The 17,511-nt window shown below is 69.5% G+C and carries 18 protein-coding genes; 8 read left to right on the forward strand and 10 right to left on the reverse strand.

Annotated elements, in window-relative coordinates; translation table 11 throughout:
• Window positions 1–134 precede the first annotated feature (134 nt).
• The gene (locus J3367_RS14120) at window positions 135–1,367 is read left to right on the forward strand and encodes a multidrug effflux MFS transporter (RefSeq protein ID WP_024351912.1); all 1,233 of its coding nucleotides are present in this window, start codon (window positions 135–137) and stop codon (window positions 1,365–1,367) included.
• A 42-nt stretch (window positions 1,368–1,409) separates the two neighbouring features.
• Here the strand turns inward: J3367_RS14120 and J3367_RS14125 are convergent, their stop codons facing one another.
• The 6 genes from J3367_RS14125 to J3367_RS14150 all read right to left on the reverse strand — a co-directional run bounded on the left by J3367_RS14125 (window position 1,410) and on the right by J3367_RS14150 (window position 7,367).
• Window positions 1,410–1,997, reverse strand: coding sequence for a protein-S-isoprenylcysteine O-methyltransferase (locus J3367_RS14125; RefSeq protein ID WP_024351913.1), 588 nt, complete (start codon window positions 1,995–1,997; stop codon window positions 1,410–1,412).
• Entirely contained in the window at window positions 1,994–3,193 is a 1,200-nt protein-coding gene (locus J3367_RS14130) for a lipase family protein (protein ID WP_024351914.1), read from the reverse strand. The genes J3367_RS14125 and J3367_RS14130 overlap by 4 nt, the downstream gene beginning before the upstream one ends.
• Window positions 3,194–3,377: 184 nt before the next feature.
• Window positions 3,378–4,166 (reverse strand): glutamine amidotransferase, encoded by a 789-nt coding sequence (locus J3367_RS14135; RefSeq protein ID WP_155898552.1) that lies wholly within the window; start codon window positions 4,164–4,166, stop codon window positions 3,378–3,380.
• A gap of 4 nt (window positions 4,167–4,170) precedes the next feature.
• The gene (locus tag J3367_RS14140; RefSeq protein ID WP_024351916.1) at window positions 4,171–4,638 is read right to left on the reverse strand and encodes a TerB family tellurite resistance protein; all 468 of its coding nucleotides are present in this window, start codon (window positions 4,636–4,638) and stop codon (window positions 4,171–4,173) included.
• A gap of 38 nt (window positions 4,639–4,676) precedes the next feature.
• The gene (locus J3367_RS14145; RefSeq protein ID WP_421461420.1) at window positions 4,677–6,302 is read right to left on the reverse strand and encodes a heme biosynthesis protein HemY; all 1,626 of its coding nucleotides are present in this window, start codon (window positions 6,300–6,302) and stop codon (window positions 4,677–4,679) included.
• A 9-nt stretch (window positions 6,303–6,311) separates the two neighbouring features.
• Window positions 6,312–7,367, reverse strand: a complete 1,056-nt coding sequence (locus J3367_RS14150) for a COG4223 family protein (protein ID WP_024351918.1) — start codon at window positions 7,365–7,367, stop codon at window positions 6,312–6,314.
• A gap of 109 nt (window positions 7,368–7,476) precedes the next feature.
• On the opposite strand from J3367_RS14150, the gene J3367_RS14155 reads away from it, so the two are divergent.
• Complete coding sequence (locus J3367_RS14155) at window positions 7,477–8,616, forward strand: hypothetical protein (protein ID WP_024351919.1); 1,140 nt, start codon at window positions 7,477–7,479, stop codon at window positions 8,614–8,616.
• A 13-nt stretch (window positions 8,617–8,629) separates the two neighbouring features.
• Here J3367_RS14155 and J3367_RS14160 read toward each other — a convergent pair whose 3' ends face one another.
• Window positions 8,630–9,328 (reverse strand): uroporphyrinogen-III synthase, encoded by a 699-nt coding sequence (locus J3367_RS14160; RefSeq protein WP_024351920.1) that lies wholly within the window; start codon window positions 9,326–9,328, stop codon window positions 8,630–8,632.
• Window positions 9,329–9,344: 16 nt separating this feature from the next.
• On the reverse strand, window positions 9,345–10,280 hold the full coding sequence (gene hemC, locus J3367_RS14165; protein WP_024351921.1) for a hydroxymethylbilane synthase: 936 nt from the start codon (window positions 10,278–10,280) through the stop codon (window positions 9,345–9,347).
• Between the two features lie 209 nt (window positions 10,281–10,489).
• On the opposite strand from hemC, the gene tsaD reads away from it, so the two are divergent.
• From tsaD to J3367_RS14195, 6 genes are all read left to right on the forward strand, one after another.
• Window positions 10,490–11,566 (forward strand): tRNA (adenosine(37)-N6)-threonylcarbamoyltransferase complex transferase subunit TsaD, encoded by a 1,077-nt coding sequence (gene tsaD / locus J3367_RS14170; protein WP_024351922.1) that lies wholly within the window; start codon window positions 10,490–10,492, stop codon window positions 11,564–11,566.
• Window positions 11,563–12,543, forward strand: coding sequence for an NAD(P)H-dependent glycerol-3-phosphate dehydrogenase (locus J3367_RS14175; RefSeq protein ID WP_024351923.1), 981 nt, complete (start codon window positions 11,563–11,565; stop codon window positions 12,541–12,543). Before tsaD ends, J3367_RS14175 begins: the two co-directional genes overlap by 4 nt.
• Before the next feature lie 63 nt (window positions 12,544–12,606).
• The gene (locus tag J3367_RS14180) at window positions 12,607–12,900 is read left to right on the forward strand and encodes a YciI-like protein (protein WP_024351924.1); all 294 of its coding nucleotides are present in this window, start codon (window positions 12,607–12,609) and stop codon (window positions 12,898–12,900) included.
• An 8-nt stretch (window positions 12,901–12,908) separates the two neighbouring features.
• Window positions 12,909–13,346: an EVE domain-containing protein gene (locus J3367_RS14185; protein WP_024351925.1), complete on the forward strand. Its 438-nt coding sequence runs from the start codon at window positions 12,909–12,911 to the stop codon at window positions 13,344–13,346.
• An 86-nt stretch (window positions 13,347–13,432) separates the two neighbouring features.
• The gene (locus J3367_RS14190; protein WP_024351926.1) at window positions 13,433–13,657 is read left to right on the forward strand and encodes a DUF3072 domain-containing protein; all 225 of its coding nucleotides are present in this window, start codon (window positions 13,433–13,435) and stop codon (window positions 13,655–13,657) included.
• 76 nt (window positions 13,658–13,733) lie between these two features.
• The gene (locus tag J3367_RS14195) at window positions 13,734–14,399 is read left to right on the forward strand and encodes a class I SAM-dependent methyltransferase (protein ID WP_029703661.1); all 666 of its coding nucleotides are present in this window, start codon (window positions 13,734–13,736) and stop codon (window positions 14,397–14,399) included.
• Window positions 14,400–14,462: 63 nt separating this feature from the next.
• Here the strand turns inward: J3367_RS14195 and J3367_RS14200 are convergent, their stop codons facing one another.
• Window positions 14,463–16,787 (reverse strand): FdhF/YdeP family oxidoreductase, encoded by a 2,325-nt coding sequence (locus J3367_RS14200; RefSeq protein WP_024351928.1) that lies wholly within the window; start codon window positions 16,785–16,787, stop codon window positions 14,463–14,465.
• Between the two features lie 133 nt (window positions 16,788–16,920).
• Window positions 16,921–17,454 carry a L,D-transpeptidase family protein gene (locus tag J3367_RS14205; RefSeq protein WP_024351929.1) on the reverse strand — a complete coding sequence of 178 codons (534 nt, stop codon included), beginning with the start codon at window positions 17,452–17,454 and terminating at the stop codon, window positions 16,921–16,923.
• Between the last annotated feature and the right edge of the window lie 57 nt (window positions 17,455–17,511).

Genomic DNA, 17,511 nt, shown 5'->3' on the forward strand with positions numbered 1-17,511 from the left:
AGGGCGACGCGTCGACCCTAGATGGCGGTGATCGGGACGGAACGGCGTGCATCGCGCGGCGTTGCCGTCCCTTTCCGGACAGCCACTCACCACGGACCGCCGCCTTGACCGCACAAACTGCCCGCGCGCCCATCATGTCGGAGCGCCGGACGAGCCTCATCGGCGGTTGCCTCGTGGCGATCGGCCCGATCTCCATGGCGCTCTACACGCCGGCCATGCCGACGCTGGTCGCCGAGTTCGACACCACCGAATCGATGATCAAGCTGTCGCTGGCGGTCTATTTCGCCGGCTTCGCGCTGACCCAGCTCGTCTGCGGGCCGATGTCCGACGCCTTCGGACGGCGCGTCACCACGCTCGGCTTCATGGTGCTGTACCTGGCCGGCGCAATCCTCGCCATGGCCGCGGCGAATGTCGAGATGCTGATCGCCGCCCGCATCCTGCAGGGTGTCGGCGCCTCGGTGGGCGTCGCCACCGCCCGCGCCATCGTCCGCGACCAGTTCGAGGGCGAGACCTCCTCGCGGATCATGAACACCATCGGCATCATCCTGGCGCTCGGTCCCGCCGTCTCCCCGACCATCGGCGGCCTGACGCTGGAGCTCGCCGGCTGGTACGCGATCTTCGTGGTGATGATGTTCTTCGGCCTGATCGTCATCGGCGTCACCCTCGGCGCCATGCGCGAGACCGTCGTGCCCGATCCCAGCCGCATCCAGCCGAAGGCGATCCTGCATTCCTACCGGCGGCTGATCAGCAACCGCCACTTCATGGCGACGAGCCTCACGGTCGCCGGCTCGGTCGGCGCGCTCTACACCCTCGCAACGGTCCTGCCCTTCGTCCTGATCGAGCGCGCCGGGCTGACGCCGACCGAATACGGCATCGGCATGCTCGGCCAGTCCGGCATGTTCTTCTCCGGCTCGCTGGCCATGCGCTACCTGATGACCCGCACCAGCGCCTATCGCCTCGTCCCGGTCGGCCTCGGCTTCATCGGAGCCGGCGCTCTGTCGATCGCCCTGTCGATCGCGGTTCTGCCGGTGTCCTATCTGTCGATCATGGTGCCGGTCGGCCTCTACGCCTTCGGCATCGCCTTCGTCATGCCGGCCATGACCACGGCGTCGCTGGCGCCATTCCCGCACATGGCGGGCGCCGCCTCGGCGATGATGGGCTTCATCCAGATGGGAGCCGGCCTCGTCGGCGGCGCGATCTGCGCGGCGATCGGCGAGCCGGTGCTGGCCACGCAGATCGTCATCCCGGCCCTCGGGGTGATCGCCATCGGCTCCTATGCGGTCTATCGGACGCGTCCGCATCTGGCCGAGCCGGAGCCCGCGCCCGAAGTGCCGGCGCCGGAACTCAGCTACGACGGCCGCGGCTGACCCTGCGGTTCGTCCCGTGCTCCGCAGGGCATCAGGGCCGGGTCAGAAGATGCCGGGAATGATCCGTGCCGTGCGCGCCCGGTAGGCGCGATATTCGTCGCCGAAGGCCTCTTCCATCATCCGTTCCTCCGGCGCGACCCGGGCCGCGAAGAGGATGCCGAAGCCGATCAGCCCCGCCGGCCCGGCGATCCAGTTGGGAACCAGCAGCGCCTGCGCCAGCGCCATGGTCCAGAAGGCCGAATACATGGGGTGCCGCACCCGCCGGTAGATGCCCGAGGTCACCAGCCTGTGCTTCTCGCGGATGTCGAGCGAGACCGACCACATCTTGCCGAGCGCTTTGTGGGTCTTGCGGAAGAGGACGAGCGCGCCGGCCATGGCGCCGAGCCCCAGAGCGATCTGCCACCAGGCCGGATCATAGGTGGCGGATTCCGGCCAGCCGGTGGCGACGAACACGCCCGGCAGGATGCCGAGCCCCGTCAGCGAGATCGCCATGCGCAGCGTTTCCGCCGGACCGCGGCGGCTGCGCTCGACACGGGCGCGCTTGGCCCGCCGCTCGAACGGGTAGCGGATCACGTACCAGCCCGCGACCATCAGCGCCCAGGCGACCGATCCGACGAGGGCCGGCGTCACGGCCGCGCTCCTTCGCCCGTCGCCGGTGGAGACAACGGCGGCAGGTCGACGGTTTCGAGGCGGCCGTAATCGACCAGCGGGCGGGGTCCGAGCAGAAGCATGTGGAAGGAATAGGCGCTGCGCCGCTCGACCGCGAGGACGAATTGCCGGTGCAGGCGAAAGAAATCGCGCTTGATGCGCCGGTAGGTGGCCGTCGTCACCAGCCGCTTGAAGCGGATCCGCACCACCGTGGGCGCCTCGCCCTCCCTGATGCCCAGCGAGCGGGCCGGGTCGGATCTGTAGAAATTAATCGGGTCGGACAGGCCCTGCACGTCGATCCAGGGCACCGCATGGGTCACCACGATCTCCCGCACCGCCCGGCGCTGGGCACCGGCCGCCGGGTGCAGCGCGGTCTTCATCAGGCTGGAGCCGACGGTCAGCACCTGCAGCGGGCGGTCGCGGCGGAGCCCCGCCGCAAGCGCCCGGTCCAGCGCCAGGACGGCCAGGCTGGCGCCCAGACTGTGTGCGGCAACCACGATCTCGTCCGCCTCCGTCCCGGCCACGGCGTGGCGCATGGCCTCGGCATGGGCGTCGATCCGGCGCGTGATGGCCGGATTGCGGTCGCGGCAGAAATCGCGGGCCATCGCCCAGTCGTCCATCGCGGTCAGCACGTGCAGGCGGCGGTTGGCGTAGAGCAAGAGCGCCCAGGCCGTCGCGAGACCGGCCAGAACGGCCACGAGCAGGCCCGCAGGACCCGGCAGCGGGGCAAGCGCCGCCACGAGGCCACCGATGATCCAGCCGCCGAACAGCGTTCCGGCCAGGACGGCGAGCGGAAACAGGTAGAAGAACAGATAGCGCCAGCTCACCCGGGCATAGCGGAACACCGTCCCGGTGACGAGAAAGTCGCCGAGACCGGCCAGCCCGCTGAAGAGCCGCCGAAGCGACGAGCGCCCGGCATAGGCCAGGATGAGGTCGCTCCAGTCGCAGAAGACGAGATCGGTGTGGGTGCGCCAACCGTGGCCGGTGAGTTCGGCCCGCAGCACGCCGCGATGGGTCGCGGCTTCCGTCTCGGCGCGGCGATCTGTCGGCTCAATGGCGAGCCGGGTGTCCCAGAGCGCAGCCGTCCGGGCCGCAGCGCGCGCGAAGCGGTCCATATGCGCGGTGATCGGCATCGGTTCGAAGCCCGGAAACACGAACACCAGCCGCTTCTCGATCATGCCATCTCCAGCGTCCGCACGCATGGCGGACCGAATGTCCGGCCTGGCGTGCAGCCTTCCACGCGATGCCCGCGCCCTTCAGCCGATCGCTACGCTACGTCGCAGCATTTGCAAAGATGCAAGCAGGACAGCCGTGCGTCCGCGCCGAACGACCGACCGCCGGTCCCCGTGCGCCGCGACGGGATCAGCCCTTCGGATGCGCCCCGAAGATGCGGGCGAGGAATTCCTCCAGCCAGCGCCGGACCGGCGCGTCGTAGATCGCTCGCCCGTCGAAATGCTGGCGGCGTCCCTGGGCGCCGGGCAGCGTCAGCCGCGCATGGCCGCGGGTCGTCCAGCGATGCATCATCGCCAGTGTCAGCTCGGCATGGAACTGCACGCCATAGGCATTCGGACCGTAGCTGAACGCCTGGTTCGGATACCAGTCACCCTCGGCCAGAAGCGTCGCGCCCGACGGCAGGTCGAAGCCTTCACGGTGCCACTGATAGACCATCTCCGGCCAGTGCGGCAGCAGCGCCCGACCCTGCGGCGTCGCCTTCAGCGGATAGAAGCCGACCTCGGCCAGCCCGTCGCGATGGCTGCCGACGCCGGCGCCGAGATGCTTGGCGAGCATCTGCGCGCCGAGGCAGATGCCGAGAAACGGACGCTCTTCGGCCAGCGGCACCTTCATCCATTCGATCTCGCGCACGAGGTGGGCGTCGGTATCGTTGGCGCTGGGCGGGCCGCCGAAGACCACTGCCCCGCGATGATCGTCCAGCGTCTCCGGCAGGGCATCGCCCATCACCGGCCGGCGGATGTCCATGCGCACGCCATGGGCGTCGAAGACCTGGCCGACGCGCCCCGGCGTCGAGCTTTCCTGGTGCAGGACGACGAGGATCGGACGGGGATCGTCGGTTTCCAGCGTATAGGCATGCCGGGCGATGGCCTGCGCGACCGTATCGGCGCCGTCACTGATGCTGTTGTCGTAGTAGGCCATGAAATCAGTCGGCGACCCCGCTTCTCGTCGCTGCCTCCCGCTTCATCAACATCCGGTCCCGCGTCGAAACGCCGAGCAGGTCGGAGACCCGCCAGATCAGATTGTCTTCCAGCTCGTGAACCGAGCCGTCGGCATAGGTCACTTCCCACAAAAGCTCGACGAAGCGGATGCGCTCGGCCTCGCCCAGCCGGTTCTTCAGGACCGAGGTGAAATTATAGAGATCCACCGCCTCCGTGTCGGCCTCGTCCCCCGCCGCGACGATCCTGTCGACCTCGTCGGGCGCCAGCGCGAATTCCTCGCGCAGGACATCGTGCAGGCGGGTGCGCTCGTCATCGGTCACGACGCCGTCCGCCCGAACGATGTGGAACAGGAGTGCGGCCGTCGCCACGCGCAGATCGTCTTCCGGGTCCTTGCGGCTTTCCGCCGGCCCGGCCCCGATATTGCGCAGAAAATCGCGGAATGCTTCGAACATCGTTCCTCGCCGTGAGCGGCCGTCGGCCTCAAGAGCCGTCAGCCGAACCGCGCTTCCTTGCGCTCTTCGCTGGTCGGCGCGGGTTTGGTTTCCTTCGGCGGGTCAACTGCCTCGGGCTTGCGCGGTTCCGCCGGCTTCGTCGCATCCGTGGCGGCCGGCTGGGTCGCCGCTCCGCCGGTTCCGCCGCCATTCGCCGCGGGAGGCGTGGCCGGCTTTGCCGGTTCGGACGCCGCCGGCTTGGCCGGCGCAGGCGTTGCGGCAGGCACGGCCGCCGGTGTCGCCGGCTCGGGCGTTTTCGCCTCGGCACCGATCGTCTTTGAAGGACCGTGATCGGCCTCGCCATCATGCGCGTCGATCATCGGACCGTCGCCATCGCCGATCCGCTCGACCGGCACCTTCCATTCGAAGGCGTCGAGACGTCCGGTGACCGGCGAGATCGGCGCCCAGTTGCGCGACACGACGCCATCGGCCGTCCAGGCCGGATCGCGCGGCGCGCGGATGGCGCGGCCAAGCCACTCGCGCACCCGGCCGACTTCGCCGGTCTGCGCTTCCTCGATATCGGCGAGCAGCAGATAGGTGCTCTCGCGCGGCTCCGCATCGGCCGCAGCCATTGCGGATTTGCGGGCCAGATCGAATTCGCCGGCATCGAGCGCCGCCCGCGCCAGGCACATCTCGGCTTCCGCGCCGCTGTGCAGGCCGTGCAGCTTGCGGGCCCGCTTCAGCCGGTCCTCGGGCGAATCGCCCGGTCGGGCATGCACATAGGCCTCGGCGATGTCGGGATGCGGCTGGCTGATCCAGCTGGTCTCCAGCACCTTCGAGCCGCGGCGCAGATCGCCCAGGCGGAACAGCGCCTCGGCGGCGACCAGGGCCGCAGGCGGCAGGTCGGGCGCGAGCTTCTGCGCTTCCAGCCCGGCGGTCTTGGCCCCCGCCGGATCGCGCTCCGACAGCGTCATCGCCTTGGCGGTCAGAAGCACGGCGCGCATCCGCTTGGATTCGTCGCGATCGACAAGCCGGGTGTTCTTCTGGGCTTCCAGGATGGCGAGCGCGCCGTCCCAGTCGCCGGCAAGGCACTTCGATTCCAAGACGGCGCCGCCGGCCCAGGGCACATGCGGCGCAATCCGCACGGCGCGCTCGGCATAATGGCGCGCGGCGGATTCGTCGCCGACGCGCTCGGCTTCGAGGAACAGGCCGCGCAGGGCGAGAAGCCGGGTCTCCGGGTCGCGCTCCATCTGCTCGAAGGCCGAGCGGGCGCGGGCGTGATCGCCCTCGATCATCGCCGTCTGGGCGTCGAGGAAGCGGATCAGCGGCTCGCGGCGCGTGCCGAGCAGCTTGTCGCTGCGCTTGGTCATGCGGCGGGCAAGCACGGCATCACCGGCGCCGGCGGCGATGATGCCGCTCGACAGGGCCTTGTAGCCGCGGTCGCGCCGGCTCGTGCTCCACCAGTTGCCGATGGCGCCGGGCGTCTTGAAGAAGGCCCGCACCAGCCAGACGACGAGCAGCACGGCGAAGATCAGGACGCCGAGGCCGATGAGGAAGACCATCAGGCTGGTGGCCACCTGCTGGCCCTGCCAGACGAAGGTGACGCTTCCCGGATTGTCGGCCAGCCAGGCAAAACCGATGCCGGCGGCCAGAACGACGAGAAGGAAGGCGAGGATTCGCAGCATGTCTGTTCCTTAGCCCTGATTGTCCTGGGCAGCCGGCTGAGCCGGCGCCGTGGCCGACGCAAGCGCGTCGGCGATGACCCGGTCGGCGGTCTGCCGGGCTTCGACCTGATCGGCGAAATCCTGGCTGGCCTCCTTGGCCGCGTCGGGAAGCGTCTGCCATTCGGCGGTCCAGGCGGACAGATCGCCCGCGCCGATGGCCGCGTCGAGCCGTGCCAGGCTTTCGTTCGGTCCGCCTTCGCCGGGCTCAGCCGAAGCCGACGGCTCGACCGGTCGCACCTGCACCAGCGAGCGCAGGCCCGACAGGAGCTGGTCGCCCACCGGCGCATCCGGTGCAACCGGCGTCAGCTGGCTGGCGATGCGGTCCTCGACCTCGGGCCAGCGCGTCGCCAGCTCGCGCTCGGTCGGCACGCCGTCCGCTGCAAGGGCCCGCAACTCCTCCGTCGCGCCCTCGCCACCGGCGATCTGCGCGTAATTCTCGAGCTGCTGCATGAACGGCCCGCCCGCATCGATCGCGGCCTTCAGATTGGCTGCCGCGAAGGCCTTGGAAGCCTGCAAGTTGCGCGCTTCAACAGTGGCGATCCGGCTGTCGAAGCCGGAAATCGTCTCGTTGATGCCGGCGATCCCTTCCTGCGCGCTGGCCGCCGTCGCCTGCGCGTCGCTCGCCGCCTTGGCGGCGGCATCGGCGCTCGACTGGGCCGCATTCGCCGCCTCCTGCGCGGCGCTGGCGGTCTGGCCGGCCTGATCGGCAGCCTGCTGGGCAGCCGTCGCGGTCTGGGTCGCACCCTCGGCGGCCGTGCGGGCCGCCTCGGCTGCCTGCGCAGCGCTGTCGTCCGCCGGTGCGGCTGCGGCCTGTTCCAGCGCATCGACGCGGCCCGTCAGGGCCTGCGTGTCCGCACCATCACCGGCCGGCGTCGCCGGCAGCGCCGCGAACTGCTCGCGCAGGGCCGCCACTTCGCCGTCCAGATCCTGCAGCGCGCTCTGGCTGGCGTAGCTTTCGCCGGTGGTCTGCTCGCTCGTACCGAAATTCGGCAGATAGCCGGCCGACTGCAGCGCGGCGCCGCCCACCAGGGCGACGATCGCGCCAACGAGGCCTGCCGCCGCCGCACCGCCGAAGCCGAGCCCGGAGGACCGGTCGGTCGCCGCCGATGTCGTCGTGCGGCCCGTCGATGGACCCGTGGTGCCGGTCGTGCGCGACGCGGCGCTCGTGCTGGAACTGCCGGACGAGGACGTCGTGGACCCCGTTGCGGCGGACGCTGGCTTGCTGCCGGGAGCCGTGCTGCCGGTCGTGGCTGGCGTTGCCGATGCCGGCCGCGCAGCACCCGTGGTCGAACCGGTGCCGCCCGAACCCGTCGAGGCGGGCTTGCCGGTGGTTGCAGCCGATGCGGTTGCCGATGCCGGGGTGGATGTCGGCTTGGCAGGCGAACTGCCGGTGGTCGCGGACCCACCGCTTGCGGAGGATGGTGCCGAACCGGAGGAGGCGGACGTCGGCGAAGCCGCGCCGCTGGAAGCCGCAGGCTTCGATGCGTCCTTGCCCGCGGTGGCTACCGGGCTGCCGGTCGCCGATCCCGTCGTCGGTGTTGACGTCGCGCCGCCCGATGCCGGTGTTGCGGCCGCACCACCCGTTGCAGGCGTTGCCGGCTTCGCGGTCGCGGTGGTCGCAGCCGGGGACGCGGTCGTGCTCGATGGCTTTGCAGTCGTTGCGGAGGATGCCGGTGCGGTTGCCGCCTTCGCATCGCTCGCCTTGGCGCCGGTCGCGGCGTTGGCCGAAGCCGACGTCGCAGCGGTCGCGGCGCTGGCGGAGCCGGTCTTGTCGGAGGCCTTCGGATCGCTGGCGGACTTGGCGACCGGCGACGATGTCGCTGCCGTTGCCGGCTTCGACGGCTCGGCCTTGGCCGCACCGGTCCCGGCCGTACCCGATGCCGACGCATCGCCGGTCTTGGGCTCGCTCGCACCGCGGCTCGAGGTGTACTTCACCTCGCTCTTCGCCGTGCCGGCGGACGCCGTGGACGCAGCGCCGCTCTTCGGCGCCGTCTTGCCATCCTTCGATGCGTCGGTCGGGCCGGCGGGCTTGGCAGATGCCGTCGCGCCGGTGTCGTCGTTTTTCTTGTCGGTCACCGGTTCGTTCTTTTCCGCTTTGAGATCGATCGTCTGGCCGCGCGTCTTGCTCGGCCTTGAGCGCCGGGGACGGTTGGTCATCGAAACTGCTCCATTCTCACCGGGCTTGGCAGGGATATCGGTCGATTTCCGCACCGCACGCATTCACGCTATTCGTCCTTCATTCGCACGGGCCGCGCAAGCGCCGCATCAGACCTGATCCTTCAACTAGGTTAGTCGAGCCGTTCGAAAAGCGAGGCAAGCCGGGTGTCGTCAGATAGGCGAACCGTTTCGGCGAGATTCGTGGGCAAAGCCGCGGCAATTCGCGCCGAGAGCGCCAGGATCTTCGGCGCTGGCTGGAAGAGATCGGGACAGGTCGCGACCAGTTCGCCATAGGCCGTCGCCTGCCCGGCCGACAAAAGCAGCACTGCGTCGGGCGGCCCGTCATGCAGGACAGCCGCGACGGCGCTCCGCTTCGGGCGATGGGCCACCGTCTCGTAGACCTCCCAAACGCGGCAGTCGATTTCTGCAGCGGCCAGCGCGGTTTCCAATGTTCCGGTGCGGGGCCGTCCGGCGGCATAGAGGATCGTCGCGGTCTCGCCGAGCCCTGCGCCCCGGGCCAATCGGGCCATATCCCCGGCCTCCCCCGCGGCACCCCGCACATCGGTGAAGCCGGCCGCCCGCAGCGCCGAGCCGGTCCGCTCACCGACGGCGAAGACCGGGCGCCCATCGCCCGGAAACGCCTTCGCCAGGGCCGGCACCGCGCGCATGCTGGTCGCGGCAAGCGCGGCGAAGTCGCCTGTCGGAGCGGGGCCGCCGATCGTCCGCATCGATTCCACCGGCAGAACGAGCGGCCGATGGCCGCGCTTGGCGAGCGCCTCGGCCGTCTGCACGGCCGCGTCCGCCGCGCGCAGAATCAGCACCCGGGCCATGGCCGGCCGCGCCGCGTCAGGCGCCCCAGCCGTCGAAGAAGCCCGGCCCCGCCGCGTCCAGCACGTCGCGGCCGGCCAACCGGCCCAGCGCTTCGGCATCGGTGGCGATGCCCGTGCGCCGGGTCTCGTGCATCCGGCTGCCGTCCGGCGTCAGGATCATGCCGTGCAGGGTGACCGTGCCGTCCTCGGCCAGCACCGCATGGGCGGCGATCGGCGTGCGGCAGGACCCGTCGAGTTCGGCGAGGAAGGCCCGCTCGGCGGTCAGCGCCACCGTCGTCCGCGGGTCGGCGATCGCCGCGACGAGGCCGTGCACCCGTTCGTCGCCGATCCGGTTCTGGATGCAGATCGCCCCCTGCCCCGGCGCCGGCAGGAAGCGCTCGACCTCGAGGATTTCCGTCGCGACGTCCTGCATCGCCATGCGGTTCAGGCCGGCCAGCGCCAGCAGCGTGGCATCCACCTGGCCCTCTTCCAGCTTGCGCAGCCGGCTCTGGACGTTACCCCGGAAGGTAATCACCTTCAGATCCGGGCGCATCCGCTTCAGGAGCGACTGGCGGCGCAGCGAGGCCGAGCCGATGGTCGCCCCGTGCGGCAGTTCGTCGATGGTCGCCGCCGTGCGGCCGATGAAGGCGTCGCGGACATCCTCGCGCGGCAGATAGGCGGAGACCTCCAGCCCCTCCGGCGAGGCGGTGGCCATGTCCTTGGACGAATGGGCCGCGATGTCGATGCGCCCGTCGATCAGCGCCGCCTCGATCTCCTTGGTGAACAGCCCCTTCCCGCCGACTTCCGACAGCGGCCGGTCGAGGATGCGGTCGCCGGTGGTCGAGATCACCTCGATCTCGAAGGCCTCCTCCGGCAGATCGTGCGCCGCCATCAGGCGGGCGCGCACCTCGCTCGCCTGCGCCTTGGCAAGCTGGCTGCCGCGCGTGCCGATCCGGATGATGTCGCTGGCCATGGTCTGTCCCGTCAGTTCGCTTTGCATGTCGTCGGCTCGTTCATAGGGCGGGCGAGCGCCCACCGGAACCGTCCGGGCCGGAATTTCGACCGCCGGTGACCGGTTCCGAGCGGCGATCGACGGTGGCGGGACGCGCGCCGATCGCCTATGTCGGCAGCACGCCATTACCGCCCGGACCGAACGTGACGCCTGCCAATCCGCCCCGCCCCCTGATCCTCGGCATCGAGACGAGCTGCGACGAGACCGCCGCGTCGGTCGTCGGGCGCGACGATGCGGGCGCGCCGGTGATCCTGTCCAATGTGGTGCTGAGCCAGGTCGAGGAACATGCCGCCTTCGGCGGTGTCGTGCCGGAGATCGCCGCGCGGGCCCATGTCGAGGCGCTGGACGGCATCGTGAAGGCGGCGATGGACGAGGCCGGCATCGGTTTCGACGAGCTCTCCGCCGTCGCGGCGACCACCGGCCCCGGCCTTGTCGGCGGCCTGATCGTCGGCGCCATGACCGGCAAGGCGATCGCCGCAGCGCGCCGGCTGCCCTTCCTGGCGATCAATCATCTCGAAGGCCACGCCCTGACGCCGCGCCTGACCGACCGCCTCGCCTATCCCTATCTCCTGCTGCTGGTCTCCGGCGGCCACAGCCAGATCGTGCTGGTGCGCGGGCTCGGCGCCTATGAGCGCTGGGGCACGACCATCGACGACGCGCTGGGCGAGGCCTTCGACAAGACCGCCAAGCTGCTTGGCCTGCCCAATCCCGGCGGGCCGCATGTCGAGCGGCGCGCGGCGGCGGGCGATCCGAAGCGCTTTGCCCTGCCGCGCCCGATGAAGGGCAATCCGCGGCTGGACTTCTCCTTCTCCGGCCTGAAGACGGCCCTGCGCATGGCGGCCCAGGCCGCCGCGCCGCTGTCGCCGACCGATGTCGACGATCTGTGCGCCGGTTTCCAGGCTGCCGCTGCCGACAGCCTTGCCGACCGGGTCGGCCGCGCCCTGACGCAGTTCCGCGACCGCTTTCCCGATCTGGCCGATCCGGTGCTGGCAGTGGCCGGCGGCGTCGCCGCCAACCGGGCGATCCGCACCGCGCTCGAGGTCGAGACTGCACGGACCGGCGTTCGGCTGGTCGCGCCGCCGCTGGCGCTGTGCACCGACAATGCCGCGATGATCGCCTATGCCGGGCTGGAGCGTTTCGAGGCCGGCATGGTCGATGGTCTCGACGCGCCGGTGCGCTCGCGCTGGCCCCTGGACGGGGATTCGGCGCCGATGATCGGCTTCGGCCGACGGGGAGCCAAGGCATGAGCCACTTCGCCATCATCGGCGGCGGCGCCTGGGGCACGGCGCTGGGCTGCCTCTATGCCCGGGCCGGCCACGCGCCGCGGATCCTGGCCCGCGACGCCGGGACCGTTGCCGCCATCAACGAGAGCCGGCGCAACCCGCGCTATCTGCCCGACACGCCGCTGCCGGCGGGCCTCACCGCCACCACGGACCCGGCCGAAGCCCTCGCCGGCGCCCGCACCATCCTCTTCGTTGTGCCGGCCCAGAGCCTGCGCACCGTCGCCGCCGATCTCGCCCCGCACATTGCCTCCGACGCCCTAGCGATCCTCTGCTCCAAGGGCATCGAGCGCGAGACCGGCCGCTTTGCCACCGATGTTCTGGCCGAGGTGCTGCCGGGCCGCCCCCTCGCCGTCCTCTCCGGCCCGAGCTTTGCCGCCGACGTGGCGCGCGGCCTGCCCACTGCGGTGACCATCGCGGCCGAGACCGAAGAGGCCGCCGACGCGGCGGCGCGGCGTCTATCGACCGAGACCTTTCGCGGCTATGCCACCGCCGACATGCGCGGCGTCGAGGCGGGCGGCGCGTTGAAGAACGTCCTGGCGCTGGCCGCCGGCGCGGTCGCCGGCCGCGGCCTCGGTGCCTCCGCCCAGGCCGCCATCGTCACCCGCGGCTTCGTCGAGCTGCGACGTCTGGGCGCGGCGCTCGGCGGCCGGCCCGACACGCTGATGGGCCTCTCCGGCCTTGGCGATCTGGTGCTGACCTGCTCCAGCGCCCAGTCGCGCAACTTCGCCTATGGCATGGCGCTCGGCCGCGGCGACGACCGCGCCGGGCTTAAGCTCGCCGAGGGCGTGTTCACCGCCGAGATCGCCGCCCGCCTGGCGCAGGAGCACCGCATCGACGCGCCGATCATCGCCACCGTCGCCGCCATTCTCGCCGGTCAGCTCGACATCGACGCGGCGATCGAGGCCCTGCTCGCCCGCCCTTTGAAGCGGGAAACCGTTTGAACCCGCGGCACCGGGCTGTCGCTCGCGTGCCGTTTTTCTGACCCACCAGACAAGGATCACCCGATGCTCTTTGCCATTCTCTGCGACGACAAGCCGGACAGCCTGCAGCTGCGCCTCGACACCCGCGCCGACCATCTGGCGTTCCTGCACGGTCTCGGCGACGGGCTGAAATTCGCCGGCCCGTTCCTCGGCCCCGACGACAAGCCCTGCGGCAGTCTGGTGGTGATCGAGGCGGACTCGCTGGAGGCAGCGAAGGCGACCGCGGCGAAGGATCCCTATGCGCTGGCCGGGCTCTTCGCCAAGGTCGATGTCCGCCCGTGGAACTGGGCCATCAAGAACCCGGCAGCGACGGCATGAGCGAGGGCATGCGCTACTGGCTGTTCAAGTCCGAGCCGTTCAAATGGTCCTTCGACCATCAGAAGAAGGCCGGCGACAAGGGGCAGGAGTGGGACGGGGTCCGCAACTACCAGGCCCGCAATTTCATGCGCGAGATGAAGGTCGGCGACCGCGGCTTCTTCTACCATTCCAACGAGGGCAAGGCCGTCGTCGGCATCGTCGAGGTGATCGCCGAGGCCCATCCCGATTCCACCGCCAAGGACGGCAAGTGGGAGTGCGTGGACATCAAGGCGGTGATGGACGTCCCCAATCCGGTGACCCTCGATGCGGTGAAGGCCGAGCCGGCGCTCAAGGACATGGTGCTGGTCAACAATTCCCGCCTGTCGGTGCAGCCGGTCGAACCGGACGAGTTCCGCAAAGTCTGCGAGATGGGCGGGCTCGACCCCGCCAGGGCCATGGGCAAATAGCCGCAGCGACGGCGCAACGGTGCTGTCGCGGGAACGGAGCCGCGCCATGAACATTTCCGGAACAACACAATCTTCGGAGACACGTCATGGATACTGCGAACGCCAAGGTCGACACCGGCTCGAACACCGAGAAGGACCCCGAAACCTGGACGACGGGCGGCGAGCCCATGACCGGGGCACAGGGGTCCTATCTCAAGACCCTCTGCGAGGAGACGGGCCACCCCTTCGACGAGACGCTGAGCAAGGCCGATGCGTCGATCCTGATCGACAAGCTGCGCGCCGAAAGCGATCGCGTGAAGAACGAAGCCTGATCGGTTTCCTTAAAGACGGTGCGGGCCGCTTCGGCGGCCCCGCTTTTTCATCGCCCGTACAGCCCGGCCTTCCGGCATGAAGGATCGCATTGTCCCCGCCGACGCCGAGCGCTTCATCCGTGCCAACACGGCGATCCTCGCTCCGCCCCATGTCCCGGAAATCCGGCTGCATCTGGCCGACGAGGCGCATGACCTGTGGCTGAAGACCGAGGCGGAACTGGACGCGATCGGCCTGCCGCCGCCCTTCTGGGCCTTTGCCTGGGCCGGCGGACAGGCGCTCGCCCGCCATGTCCTCGACCATCCCGAGATCGTTCGGGGCCGGCGCGTCGCCGATTTCGCGACCGGCTCCGGGCTCGTCGCCATCGCCGCCGCGCGTGCCGGCACGGCCGCCGTCACCGGCTACGACATCGACCCGTTCTGTGCCGCCGCGATCCGCCTCAATGCCGCCCTCAACGAGACACCGGTCGGCTTCGAAGCGCGCGACATCATCGGCGAGATCCCGCAGGCCGACATCATGCTTGCCGGCGACGTCTTCTTCGACGCGGACATGGCCCGGCGGATCACGCCGTGGTTCGACCGGCTGGGTGCCCAGGGCATCGCTATTCTCGTCGGCGATCCGGGTCGGGCCTATCTGCCGGCCGATCGCGTCAGCCGGCTGGCGACCTACGAAGTGCCGGTCACTCGGGCCCTGGAAGACGCCGAAATCAAGCGCACCAATGTCTGGCAGTGGACGGGCGCCTGATCGCCAGGCACCCGTCCTGCGCATGATTTCCGGGCCGTCAGCGGCGGAAGACCGGGACCCGGCTCAGGCCGCGGCCTGCCGGCCCCGCTTGGTCAGCCGCACCGGGATCGACTTGGCGGCCGGCACATGGGCCCGCCTGGAATGGTGCCAGAGCGGCAGCAGGGCGTTGAGTTCCGGGTAATAGCCGCCGCAATTGCCCTTCGGCATCGCCCAGGCATGGACCCGGTAATCCTCGACCTTGCGGACGATCCCGTCGTCGGTATGGGTCTGGACATCGACGCGGTCGTCGTTCCGAAGACCCAGCCGCTGCATGTCCTCCTCGTTCATCAGGATGACCATGCGGGTGCCGAACACCCCGCGCAGACGGTCGTCATAGCCGTAGATCGTCGTGTTGAACTGATCGTTCGAGCGCAGGGTGATCAGCTTCAGGACATCGGCGCTGGTCGTGTCGATGTCCGGGTCGACGTCGAAGGTGTCCGGGGTGAGGAAATTCGCCTTGCCGGATTCCGTGCGCCATTCGCGATAGGAGGCGCCGATGTCGCGATGGAACCCGCCGGGCGTGCCCATGCGCTTGTTGAAGTCGCGGAAATCGGTCGGATAGGCCCGCTCGATCGCGTCGCGGACCTTGGCGTAGTCGCCGACCCATTCATCCCACGGCACGGTCGATTTGCCCGGCACCAGCGCCTTGGCGAGTTCGGCGACGATCTTGGGCTCCGACAGGAGCTCGCGCGACGCCGGCTCGCGGTGGCCGAAGGAGGCATGGATGCAGGCGGTCGAATCCTCCATGGAAACCGTCTGCGGCCCGCTCGCCTGCGTGTCGCGCTCGATGCGGCCGATGCAGGGCAGGATGTAGTTGATCTCCGCCGTCAGCAGGTGGTTGCGGTTCAGCTTTGTGGAGATCTGGACATTGAGGCGCATACGCCGCCAGGCATCCTCCATGCGGGCCGTGTCGGGAATGGCGCGGGAGAAATTGCCGCCCAGCGCCACGAAGGCCTTCACCGATCCGTCGAGAATGCCCTCGCAGGTTCCGATCGTGTCGAGACCGTCTTCCTTGGGAACCGTGAAGCCGTAGAACTCCTCGAACTTTTCCACCGGGATCAGCTTCAGCTTCTCGGTGATGCCGACGGTGCGCTGGCCCTGCACGTTGGAATGGCCGCGGATCGGCGAGATGCCGGCGCCCGGCTTGCCCATCATGCCGCGCATCAGGAGGAGGTTGACCAGCATCTGCACGTTCTCGATGCCGTGCCGGTGCTGGGTGAGGCCCATGCCGTAATTGCCGATGACCTTCTCGGCCTTCGCATAGACCCGGCCGACATGCTCCAGCTCGTCCCGCGGCAGGCCGGAGCAGCGCACGATCTCGTCCCAGTCCGCCTGCCGCACGAAGCGCTCGAACTCGTCGAAGCCGTGGCAATGCGTCTCGATGAAATCGACGTCGAGCACTCGCGACCGGCCGGTCTCCCGGGCCGCATCGTCGAGGGCGAAGACCGCCTTGGCGATGCCGGTCATGGCCGCGATGTCGCCGCCGCCGCGCACCTGGTAATAGTCGCTCGACATCTTCGTCCCCTCGTCGGGGGACAACATCTCCGTCGGCGATTGCGGGTTCTTGAAGCGCATCAGGCCGCGCTCCAGCACCGGATTGAAGGTGATCACCGGCGCCCCGCGCTTGCGCGCCTCCTGCACCCAGTGCAGCAGCCGCGGCGCATTGGTGCCGGTGTTGTGGCCGAAGAAGAACATCATGTCGCACTGGTCGAAATCGTCCAGCGTGACCGTGCCCACCGGCGAGCCGATCGATTCCGGCAGGCCGACCGACGTGGATTCGTGGCACATGTTGGAGGAGTCGGGCAGGTTGTTGGACCCGTAGATCCGCGCCATCAGCTGCCACATATGCGAGGTCTCGAGCGCGGCGCGGCCCGAGACGTAGAACACCGCCGATTTCGGATCGATGGCGTTGAGCTCGGCGGCGATCTCACGGAAGGCGTCCTCCCACTTCACCGGCACATACTGGTCGAGCGTGCGGTCGTAGCGCATCGGGGTCGTCAGCCGGCCCTGCTTCTCCAGATCGTGGTCCGTCCACTCCAGAAGCTCGCTCACCGTATGCTTCGCGAAGAACTCGCGGTCGCAACGCTTCGGCGTCGTTTCCCAGATCGTCGCCTTGGCGCCGTTCTCGCAATATTCGAAGGTATGCGGCTCGGCGGGCTTGGCCCAGGAGCACGAGACGCATTGATAGCCGTCGGCCTTGTTCTGCTTCTGCAGGGTCGCCCACAGGGTGGACGCCAGCATGCCCTCGTCCTTGGCGTGGGACAGGAGCGACTTGACCGAGCCCCAGCCGCCGGTCGGCTGGTCATATTGTTCGATGGTCGGATTGTCGGTGTTTTCGCTGCGTTCCATGTCCGTCTCCATGCAACCTGTCAGGAGAGCTCAGGAGCCACTCCCGGCAAACCGTAAGCCTGACGGGTCAACTCCGCAGGCTCGCACGCGGTTGCATGTGACGAATTGTCGGGCCGCTGAAGAACGCCGCGCGTCAGCGCTGCACCACCAGCCTTGCGCCGCGCCTCAGATACGGCGCCAGCCGCAGCATGTCGGCCGGCGCCACCGCGACGCAGCCCTGCGTCGGTGGATAGCCGGGCTTGGCGACATGCAGGAAGATCGCGCTGCCGCGGCCCCGGCCGCGCTGCCGGATGTTCCAGTCGAGCACCACGACGAAATTGTAGAGGCGGTCGGCACGCGCCATTCGCTCGGCACTCGCCGGAAACGGCAGCCGGACATGGCGATTGTAGGCCGCGTGGTTGGGCGCGTCGCACCATCCGTCCACATCGGCCCGGATCCGCCGGATCGGCAACGGCGCGGCCGGGCGCGCCATCCGGCCCGGCCGGTGCCAGGCCGACAGCACGTCCATCGCGGCGACCGGCGTCGCGCCGTCGCCTTCGCGCTTGAAGATCGTCGTGCCCGACCGGCCGAGCGCGCAGGGCAGGCGCAAAGGCCCGGCACACAGGATGCCGCGACGGGGATTGCCGGGCGCGCGCCGGACCATCAGCACCGGTTTTTTTGGAATCATTCGCAACTGGACCATGACACGGCGGGAAAACCGCCTATGTCTATCACGAATTGTTAC

The organism is Aurantimonas sp. NFXS3 (assembly GCF_049132005.1).
Classification (GTDB): Bacteria; Pseudomonadota; Alphaproteobacteria; order Rhizobiales; family Rhizobiaceae; genus Aurantimonas; species Aurantimonas coralicida.